Source organism: Bradyrhizobium algeriense (assembly GCF_003062295.1).
GTDB lineage: Bacteria > Pseudomonadota > Alphaproteobacteria > Rhizobiales > Xanthobacteraceae > Bradyrhizobium > Bradyrhizobium algeriense.
Genome location: NZ_PYCN01000084.1, coordinates 1 through 7,045, shown reverse-complemented (window position 1 = coordinate 7,045; position 7,045 = coordinate 1). Strand labels below are relative to the sequence as shown.

The window sequence follows — 7,045 nt, the reverse complement described above, 5'->3', positions numbered from 1 at the left end:
GATCGATGGCGGCAGCAGCCAAACCTGATCAACGTCCCAAGGACGAAATGTCTTGCTCATCCACCGTTTGAATCACGACGCTTGTTCTTCGTCGAGAAAAATCCGATTACTCGGACAGGCTCCTAGCTATAGCTACCGATTTCACTGTGTCTGATCGCCGCGTTGCTGCGGCGGTTTGCGACGGCGGCCTTTGGAATTGGGCTCGGACTCTGGCGTCCGTCGGCTGGATGACGAGGACTGCAGATGCAGTGGACGAGGACGTAGTGTCGGCGCGTCGCTGGCGATTGGTCCGACAGTTGAGATGCCCAGTTCTTGTGGTCGCTGGTGGGCGGGGTACGGTCAGCGCGTCGGAGGCGATCAAACTACAAGCTGATTGCACGGCCGCGCGCATTGATTTGGAGTTGGCCATACCGTGGACGGCCCGGACTCCCGTGGGGGAGATAGCGCCAAAGACGCCACGCTTCTGACCAGAGATGAATACGCGGCACGGGCTTTCGGTTTTGTGGCCGCGATAGCCCTTGTCGACATAGGCACGCTCGATCGCGCAGCCGGTCAGCAGCTCAATCGCACGGATGATGCTGCCGAGCGTATGTCCGTCATACGGATTGCCCGGCATCGCCATGGCGTGCAGCACGAACTGACCACCGGGAACGCGGGCGTTGGTGGTGACGATCGAGACCTTGACGCCGATCTATGGACCACGCCCGCGTTGCAAGAGGAATCGACAAAGGGATATAGCGGTCTCATCCTGATTGATTGCCGCGCGGGCCCTTCCCGCCAAACCAGATCAGCGTCCCGCCACCGGGGCGGCGAGGAGCCCGATGACGCACAGATGCGGAGACAGACGCTCGAACTTTTATGCTGCGGCAGCGACCTCAGCGCCCGTCGGCTGCAAACCGTGCAGATAAGCGACGGCACGCTGCGCATGCGCGGCGGCCGAGAAGATGAAGCGCTTCTCTCTTGAAAGAACCTCGAGCCAGGATGCGAGGTAACTCGCATGATCCGGCCGAGGTTCGAGCTCGGGAACGATCCCGAGATCCGCGCAAAGGAAGCAGCTTCCGAGTTCGGCGATCAGCTCTTCGCGCGCGCGTTCGCTTCGATCCTTGCCATAACGGCTGAGATCGCGATTGACGCGATGAGCGGGTGCGGTCCAGTGAACGGTCTCGTGCGCCCTGACGGCAACATAAGATTGGGTGTCGCGAAAACTCTCGATGGTGGGCATCTGGATATGATCGGACGACGGGGCGTAGAACGCGCTTGTGCCGCCGTGGCGAACGATGGCACCGGTGTTGGCGAAGAAAACGTCGGCATACGCGTTGCGCTCAATCGGCGCTGGGACGGTGGCCGGCCGAGCGTAATAGGGTTCCGGTAGGCCATCGATCTGATCGACGCAGAAGACGGTATAGGCTTTAAGGAACGGGATATCGCGCTCGACCTCATCGCCATTGCCATCCATCTCGGTCTTGGTGAACCGGCTGGCGTAGATGACCGCACTTCCGGTTTCGCCCTTGCGAACGTGGCCACCGAGCTCGATCGCCTGTTTGAAGGTCATCCAGATCGGCGAAGTGAAGCCGCGTGCGACGGCCTCTGACCACAACAGGACGACGTTCACGCCGCTATAGGGTTGGCAGTTGTGGCGTAACGGCCGTGTGATCCGGCCGGTGGTGTTGGCGACGGTCCAGGGCCGTGTCCACGGACGAACGCCGCGCTCGAGGTCGGCGACGATGCGATCGGTGATGCGCGCGTAGATGTCCGTGCGGGACTTTTCTCCATTCCTACTCATTATAATGACCTCCGTTCGGCAGGCCGCGCCCATCGCGGCCCCTCACGGGTCCGCCACCGCCGGACCCGAAGTCCGCGCACCCGAAGGGCCGAAGCAGCGCGAAGGACGGCAAAGCCGTTGCCCGGGCATCGGGTCCGGCGCAGGACCGCGGACCGGGAGGGGCAGACGATGGCGAGCAGTTCGGGCGACTGGTTTGGTCGCCGCTGCGACACGAAAAAGGGCCGGTCGCGCGGACCGGCCCGTCAGTGGCTGCGGTGAAAGAGGCGCGGGGCCGGAGCCCCGCGCCGACGGTTAGTCGAACGCGGACATCTGCGCCTTGGCTGCCTTCCGGCCGACTGTGTCTGTTATGTTGTCGACGGGACGCTCGAAAGGCTTCCAGCTCTCGCCGACGACCTTTTCGTAGGCGGCAACGGCGCCCTCGGCGGCCATGCGAAGCGCGTGAGCCTGCACGCCCATGTCAGCGGCGAATTCACGCTTGCGCTGTGCCTGGCTATCGAAGCCGACCTGACCGTCGAGGTCCTCGTCGCGGCTGTCGCTGGCGAGTTTGGCGGTCGCCTCATGTGCCTCGGTGACAGCGCGGCTATAGAACTGACCGGCGCCGTGCGCCGAACCGACATAAGCACCGACGATCCGTTGCAGGTGGATCTGCATGGCGCGTTCGCTCAGGCCGTCCTTCAGCGCGTCGGCCGTCTCAACGACGATACGCTCATGCAGGTCGCGGATGCCGTCGCTGTCCAGGATCGTGAGGCCGAAGCTTTCGGAGATGCGCTGTGCCTGTGCCGAGTCCGGGCAGGCGAGCCGGACCATTTCGAGCGTGGTGCCGCGGCGAAGTGGGATGACGCGGGCAGATGCGCGAGGAGAGCGAGCAGTCTTGGTCATGGTGAGATCCTTTCTCGGTTTCGCCGTCGGGAGCAATGCGGCCCTCGGCCGTCGCTCCCTCGGGTGCGGTCGACCAGAACCGGCGCGAGCGGGCCGCTTCAGGGGTCGGCGGCTGCAAGGGCGAGCATGGGCAGGGTGCGGACGAGCGGGCCTTCAGGCCTGCGAAGGCCGCGGCCGACCCATGTCGAGACGGCGGTCGCCGATCGCTTGCGACTCGCCCTTGAAGCGGGCCGCGGCCGATTCAGACCGCAGCACACACCGAGGGAGTGATGGCAGAGGGTCAGTCCCGTGCCCACGAAACCGAGAAAAGCTAAACCATGACTGGCCGGGTTCCCTCGCATAACGCCGCCAGTCCCGGCTTGCTGCTCGCACGACCGTCGCGGCGGCTGTCCTCATCGGCCGGAGCGAACAGGTCCTCCTGCCAGAAGATGCCATAGGCCTGGGCGAGGTCATCGCCGAAGCTTGCATCACGCGCGTATATCCGGGTCGCCCCGATGAAATGGCTGCCCTCGCGGGTCGAGGGATCGCGCTCCCCCTGTGCTCCGCGAAGTGCCGGCTCGGCGTCATCGGGGCCGACCGCCTCCGGGACACCATCATAGATAGCTTCCGGAAGGCGCAGGACCGCGGCGGCGAGCATCTGCTCCAGATCGGCGCCCGCGCGCGGCAGGCAGGTATAGGTCTCGTCGGGCCCGTAGACGCCGCGGCGCAGCGCATGCTCGCCGAGCACCATCTCGGGATGTTCGGCGAAATACCGGTTGATGCGGATCGCGCCCTCATCTTCGGTCGCGCCGCGGACCTCGGCGAGATCGAGCCAGGCATCATCTCCGATGGATTCGCCGTCACGACGCTTGCGGAAGAACAGAATGTCCACGACCACGTCCGTGCCGGCGTCGGCCCGAAAGCTCCCTTCGGGAAGCCGGATCGCGCCGACCAGGTCCGCCATCGCGGCGATATGCTCGCATGCGGCTGCATCTGCCTTGTCCATCGTCCCAGAGGAGGTGACGAAGGCGGCGAATCCGCCGCGCTTGAGGCGATCAATGGCCTTCGCAATGAAGTAGTCATGCAGGCGCGAGCCGAGCGCGCGGAAGGCACGGTCGCTGCGCACAGTGCGGTCGGAGAAGGGCGGGTTGCCGATCGCGAGGTCGAAATGCGGCTTCAACTCAGCTCGCGCAAAATCCTCGTTGAGGATCGTGGCGCGTGGCTGCAGAAGCTTCACGATCCGGGCGGTCACCGGATCGAGCTCGACGCCGGTGACGTGGCACACGTCGTGCAGCACTGGCGGCATCAAGGCCGGGAACAGGCCGCTGCCGATACCGGGTTCGAGCACGCGGCCACCGCGAACGCCGAGCCGTTGAACGGCTGCCCAGACGGCGCGAACGATGAATTCCGGCGTGAAATGGGCGTATTGGGTGCAGCGGGCGAGCGAGGCGTAGGACCCTGCGTCGACCAGACCCTCGAGTTCTTCGCCGATCTCCTCCCAGCCCTTGCGGAATCCATCTTCGCCCGGACGTCGAAAGGCGCCGTTGGCGAGCTCGGAGGCGCCGAACCCGTTGAAGCGGATGAGCTGCGCCTGCTCCTCTCTCGTCGCCGGCCGCTGCTGGGCCTCGATCTCGACTGCCAGCCGTATGGCGGCGAGATTGTCGCCGGCGCGGTCCCGCCAGGCCTTCACGAGCCCGCGGTTCCCGACGAGCTGAAAATTCTGCGGCATGGACTGAGCTAACTTCGAAGCGACCGCCGAAAGCGGAGGGGCAGGGGAAGGGGTCGTCAACGAGCCGGCCTGATTGGGCTCATTGGGTTCAATCGCCGGAGGGAAGGCCGCCACGCCGAGGCCGAGGCCGGACGAGAGCGACGTGTTGCCAAAGAGATCGAGGGTGAACGGGTCCTTGTGCGCCATGGGGCGAGCTCCTGTTGTCACAACCTGTCGGAAGCAGATTATTCCGAAAGGCGGGCGGCATGCCCACCAGCGATGTTCAGATCTTCGGCAAAAGGTGCTCTCCGGGCGATACCTGTCATTGGTAGAGCGCGAGGAGATCGCACTTCTCAAGGTGCAGGGCCATTCCGTGCAAGAGATTGGACGTCGCCTGGGGCGGGCTGCTTCGACAGTCTCCCGTGAACTGCGGCGCAACGCGGCCACCCGCGGCGGCGGGTTGGAGTATCGGGCAACAACTGCCCAATGGCATGCGGAACGATCCGCCCGCCGGCCCAAGCCCACCAAGCTTGCGCTCAATGCAACCTTGCGCACTTATGTGGAGGAGAGACTTGCTGGCGGCGTCGTAGCCCAGAACGGCGCTCCCTTCCTGGTCCCGCCGTTCCGTGGAAGGGCCGCCGGCATGGCCCGCGCAAGGATCGGCGATGGGCCAAAGCCTGGAGCCCTGAGCAGATCGCCCGACGCTTGCCGATCGACTTCCCGGACGACAAGACGATGCGCATCAGCCACGAAGCTATCTATCAAGCTCTCTTCGTTCAGGGCCGTGGGGCGCTGCGCCGCGAGCTGACGGCCTGCTTGCGAACAGGGCGTGTATTACGGATGCCCAGGGCGCGCGTACGCAGGCGAGGCAAGGGCTTTGTCTCGCCGGAGATCATGATCAGTGAACGCCCTGCTGAAGCGACCGATCGAGCAGTGCCGGGACATTGGGAGGAAGACCTCATCCTCGGTCTTGGCAGCTCGGCAATCGGCACGCTGGTCGAGCGCACGACGCGCTTCACGATGCTATTGCACCTTCCCCGGTTGGCGGGATATGGCGAAGCTCCGCGCGCGAAGAACGGACCGGCGCTCGCGGGACACCGGGCCGAAGCCGTGCGCGACGCGATCACGCGCACCGTCATCACCTTGCCCGAAGAACTGCGTCGCTCGCTGACCAGGGATCAGGGAGCCGAAATGGCACAGCACGATCGTCTCAAGATCGATGCGGGTATCCAGGTCTACTTCCGCGACCCGCAAAGCGCTTGGCAGCGCGGCACCAACGAGAACACCAACGGGCTGCTGCGGCAGTACTTCCCGAAAGGCACAGACCTGAGCATCCACAGCGCCGACGAGATATCCGCTGTAGCAGCAGCCCTCAATGCTCGACCGAGAAAGACACTAGTGGAAAACGCCGACGGAGGCGCTTGACGAATTGCTGTCATGAGTGAAAACAACTGAGTGTTGCGACGACCGTTTGAATCGCCCAGTATGCCTTACGCGCCTATCGCGATGCTCTTACCGGCGCCAACATCACCGCATCCATGAGTCGCAGGGCCGATTGCTACGACAACGCCCGATGGAAAGCTTCTTCCATACCTTGAAGACTGAGCTCGTCCATCATCGCGACTACAGCACCCGCGCGAGGCCCAGCGCGATATCTTCGCCGTCATCGAGGACTTCTACAACCGCGCATCAGAACACCCATCTGTCTATGTTGTTGAAGAGAAGAGACTTTGCTGATTGGGATGTGATCCCGTGGGGTATCTTGGGTTCTGTCGCGCTCGTTCGGCGATAGATTGAGCGGCAGTTGTTATCAGCGAGGCGCGGGCGAAGATCCACGGGCCGTCCGATAGCGGATGGAAGGCTTCGATTTCGCCGGCTTCAGCGGCCAGCCGGAGCGTCTTGGGCGCGATCTTCAGGAGCTTTGCGGCGTTGCTAAGGTTGAGCCAAGGGTTCGATCCCGTCATCGGCGGGCTTGAACACCGGGAGGTGGTAGCTCGAGCGCATTGATGTGACGCGCTCGCGGGTCCAGCGATTGCCGTTGCCCGTCTTGAGGCCGTTTCGGTTGAGGAGGCCGGCAATCAGATCGTCGCTGGCGATCAGCACCAGTTGACGCACGGCTTGGATAATATCGGCGGAAGTGCTGTTGCGCTGTCCGCGCCGGCGCTTGGGCAAGCGCAACTCGCTGTGAGCGCCACCCACCCAATGGACGATGAGAACGATCTCGGACGCGGCGTCGTCTATATCGGCCACGACCTCATGGACGAGGGTGCGTACAATGCGCTTCTTGAGGCGAGCATCCGTCGTCGGCGCATCCCAGACCGTTTTGAGGTTCGAGGCCAGTACGCCGAGCGAAGCTGGATCAGCAATAGGTGCGGGCGTCGCCGCATCAAATGTAAAAGTATGCACTTGACCTGACCACTGGCTCTTCGTCGTGGTGGGTGTCCGACGAAGATTTGTGTCCGGCGCTACGCGGCCGGCAGCAATTTCTCCTTCGCAATGGGCAGCGCGTCAAGGAAGGTTTGCATCGGTGTTTTTCCATAGCACCATCGTCCCTGATGCGGGCGCGTTTCGTTGCCGTCACCCAAACATCGAGATCATTCTGCAGCTCGTCGATGGTTCGATAGATCTTCTTGCGGAACGCCACACGATAGAACTCATCGAGCGCGGTTCGATGGAAGCGCTCGCAGATTCCGTTG

The 7,045-nt window shown here is 63.6% G+C and carries 3 protein-coding genes and 4 pseudogenes; 1 reads left to right on the top strand and 6 read right to left on the bottom strand.

Annotated elements, in window-relative coordinates; all coding sequences use genetic code 11:
• Positions 1-439: 439 nt before the first annotated feature.
• From C7G61_RS41720 to C7G61_RS41705, 4 genes and pseudogenes are all read right to left on the bottom strand, one after another.
• Positions 440-688: pseudogene (locus C7G61_RS41720) on the bottom strand (IS5/IS1182 family transposase); the annotation flags it as partial.
• A gap of 168 nt (positions 689-856) precedes the next feature.
• Entirely contained in the window at positions 857-1,783 is a 927-nt protein-coding gene (locus C7G61_RS41715; RefSeq protein WP_108523310.1) for an ArdC family protein, read from the bottom strand.
• A gap of 291 nt (positions 1,784-2,074) precedes the next feature.
• Positions 2,075-2,662 (bottom strand): hypothetical protein, encoded by a 588-nt coding sequence (locus C7G61_RS41710; RefSeq protein ID WP_108523309.1) that lies wholly within the window; start codon positions 2,660-2,662, stop codon positions 2,075-2,077.
• Between the two features lie 382 nt (positions 2,663-3,044).
• Positions 3,045-4,556, bottom strand: a pseudogene (locus tag C7G61_RS41705) (Eco57I restriction-modification methylase domain-containing protein); the annotation flags it as partial.
• A gap of 14 nt (positions 4,557-4,570) precedes the next feature.
• Between C7G61_RS41705 and C7G61_RS41700 the strand changes: the two are divergent.
• Positions 4,571-5,790 (top strand): annotated as a pseudogene (locus tag C7G61_RS41700) (IS30 family transposase); the annotation flags it as partial.
• A gap of 491 nt (positions 5,791-6,281) precedes the next feature.
• Here the strand turns inward: C7G61_RS41700 and C7G61_RS41695 are convergent.
• Together C7G61_RS41695 and C7G61_RS41690 are read right to left on the bottom strand one after the other, a co-directional pair.
• Positions 6,282-6,755, bottom strand: a complete 474-nt coding sequence (locus tag C7G61_RS41695) for a recombinase (protein WP_244608754.1) — start codon at positions 6,753-6,755, stop codon at positions 6,282-6,284.
• Between the two features lie 59 nt (positions 6,756-6,814).
• Positions 6,815-7,045: pseudogene (locus tag C7G61_RS41690) on the bottom strand (IS481 family transposase); the annotation flags it as partial.

What these genes read in the sequence shown, in the direction of transcription:
- C7G61_RS41715 (WP_108523310.1), bottom strand. Translation starts at nt 1,783, where the DNA reads ATGAGTAGGAATGGAGAAAAGTCCCGCACGGACATCTACGCGCGCATC.
- C7G61_RS41710 (WP_108523309.1), bottom strand. Translation starts at nt 2,662, where the DNA reads ATGACCAAGACTGCTCGCTCTCCTCGCGCATCTGCCCGCGTCATCCCA.